3 protein-coding genes are annotated in these 2,387 nt (G+C 72.2%); 1 reads left to right on the forward strand and 2 read right to left on the reverse strand.

All coding sequences use genetic code 11. The annotated features are described in order from the left end of the window. Both G6019_RS13055 and hemE read right to left on the reverse strand, forming a co-directional pair. The coding region (locus G6019_RS13055; protein ID WP_182627760.1) for an FAD-dependent oxidoreductase at nucleotides 1-538 on the reverse strand (538 nt) is incomplete at its 3' end. Nucleotides 539-540: 2 nt separating this feature from the next. After that, nucleotides 541-1,656 carry a uroporphyrinogen decarboxylase gene (hemE, locus tag G6019_RS13060; protein WP_107756575.1) on the reverse strand — a complete coding sequence of 372 codons (1,116 nt, stop codon included), beginning with the start codon at nucleotides 1,654-1,656 and terminating at the stop codon, nucleotides 541-543. 106 nt (nucleotides 1,657-1,762) lie between these two features. On the opposite strand from hemE, the gene G6019_RS13065 reads away from it, so the two are divergent. Continuing rightward, nucleotides 1,763-2,350, forward strand: coding sequence for a DUF3000 domain-containing protein (locus G6019_RS13065; RefSeq protein WP_182613192.1), 588 nt, complete (start codon nucleotides 1,763-1,765; stop codon nucleotides 2,348-2,350). Nucleotides 2,351-2,387 lie beyond the last annotated feature (37 nt).

Raw genomic sequence — 2,387 nt, forward strand, 5'->3', positions numbered from 1 at the left:
TGCGCAGGCCGAGCCCCGAACTGGGCGCCGCGTACACGCCGCCGAGCATGGGGTCGACGAGTCGCGAGACCACCGCGTCTCCGAACCTCTCGGCGACCAGGCGGCCCAGCGAGACGTCGCCGCCTGGCTCCCACTCCAGTGGTGTGTCCCTCTCGCGGGCGGCGGCGTCCGACTCCGCGGGGGTCAGGACGCCGGTCAGGGCGGTCACGTCGGACGGCAGCCCCATGACGGTGCCGGGCGGCATCGGGACCAGCCGGCCGCCGGTGAGGATCGCCGGGCCGAGCGGGCCGGGATGGCGCAGGGCGTCGGTCAGGCCCAGCTCGGCGACGAGTTCGGATGCTTCCGGGCGACGGCCGATGAAGGCCTCGGCCCCGAGCTCCATGGGCCCGGACGGGAAGTCGACCGTGTGCAGCGCCCCGCCCGGGATGTCGGACGCCTCGAGCACCGTGATCCGGGCGTCAGGAAGGTCGAGGGCGAGCTGATAGGCGGCGGTCAGGCCGCTCAGGCCACCACCGACCACTGCGACTCGAGGCGCCACCCCTACTTCCCGCTCAGTTCGTGGACCAGCTCCACCACATGGGTCACGGCGCCCGGGTCGGTGGCGGGCAGGACCCCGTGCCCCAGGTTGAACACGTGGCCGCGGGCTCCGAGCTCACGCGCGCGCGAACCCTCGTCGAGGATCCGGCGGACCTCGGAGTCCAGGGCGGGACGATCGGCGAACAGCATGGCGGGGTCGAGGTTGCCCTGGAGCACCTTCCCCGGCACCCGACCGGCGGCGTCGTCCAGCGGGATCCGCCAGTCCACCCCGACCACCTCCGGACCGGCCTCCCCCATGGCGCCGAGGAGCTCCCCGGTGCCCACCCCGAAGTGCGTCCGGGGAACGGTGGAGATCACCTCGTCCGAGAAGATCCCGGCCGAATGCGGCAGCACCATCGAACGATAGTCGCGCAGGCTCAGCGCCCCCGCCCATGAGTCGAACAGCTGCACCGCGTCCACACCGGCGTCGATCTGGGTACGCAGGAACACCGTGGTCAGATCGGCCAACTTGGACATCAGCGCGTGCCAGACGTCGGGTCGGGAGTACATCAGGGACTTGGTGTGCTCGTGGTTGCGGCTGGGGCCTCCCTCGATGAGGTAGGAGGCCAGGGTGAACGGGGCGCCGGCGAATCCGATGAGCGCGACGTGCGGGTCGAGCTCGGCGATCACCAGGCGGACGGCCTCACCGATCTTCTCGAGGCGGTCCGGTGTGAGGTCGGGCAGGGCGGCGACCCCGGCCTCGTCGCGGATGGGCGTGGAGACCACCGGCCCGGTGCCCGGGACGATGTCGATGTCCACCCCCGCCGCCGCGAGCGGGATGACGATGTCGGAGAAGAAGATGGCGGCGTCCACCCCGTGGCGCCTGACGGGCTGCACCGTGATCTCGCAGGTCATCTCGGGATCGAAACAGGCCTCGAGCATGGTGGTCCCGGCCCGGAGTTCGCGGTACTCGGGGAGCGAGCGTCCCGCCTGACGCATGAACCACACCGGGGTGCGGGCGGCGCCGGTGCCCCTGACTTCGTCGAGGTAGGGTCCGGTCCCGGCTCGTCGAGCCGTGGCGGGCCCGGCACCCCGGGAGTCGGCGGACCTGGGATTCGAGGGCACATCGGAGTTCAGCACACCCCCATGGTCCCATGAGTCCGTCACCGGGGCCCCTCACCCCACCCCGGTGGCTGACGGCGCGCCTCCTCGGGCCGCCGTCGGCCGGTCGCTAGCGTGAGGCCCTGTGAGCACATCGGTCAATGACGGCGAGCCCGAGGTCTTCCGGGAGGCGGTCGAGTCGCTGTCCCGGCTCGAGGTCCGCCCTGAGATCTCCGTCGGCCCGATCCGTCCGCCTCAGAGACTGGCGCCGTACAGTCACGCACTCGGCGTGGAGATCATTCCGCCCGGCGGGGACGATGTGCCCGAGTTCTCCGACGGCGACGCGTTCGGCCGTCTGATCCTCCTCCACGACCCCTCCGGGGACGACGCGTGGAACGGCACCCTCCGACTGGTCGCCTACATCCAGGCGGACATGGAGGCCTCGCTCGCCGGTGATCCGCTCCTGCCCCGGGTCGCCTGGAGCTGGCTCACCGAGGCCCTGGAGGAGGACGCCGGACCTTACACGTCCCTGGGCGGGACAGTCACCAGTACCGCCTCGGTGCGCTACGGCGACATCTCCGGGCCACCGCAGGCCCATCAGCTCGAGCTGCGCGCGTCGTGGACCGCACTCGACCCCGACCTGACCGGCCACGCGGCCGCGTTCTGCAAGACCCTCTCGCTCGCCGCCGGACTCCCGCCGGTCGGCGTGACATCCCTACCCCGTCGGGCGTGAGCGGCCGACGTCGCGGCCAGACCCCGCCCGGGGCCCC

It is taken from the genome of Dietzia sp. DQ12-76, assembly GCF_014145045.1.
Taxonomy (GTDB): domain Bacteria; phylum Actinomycetota; class Actinomycetes; order Mycobacteriales; family Mycobacteriaceae; genus Dietzia.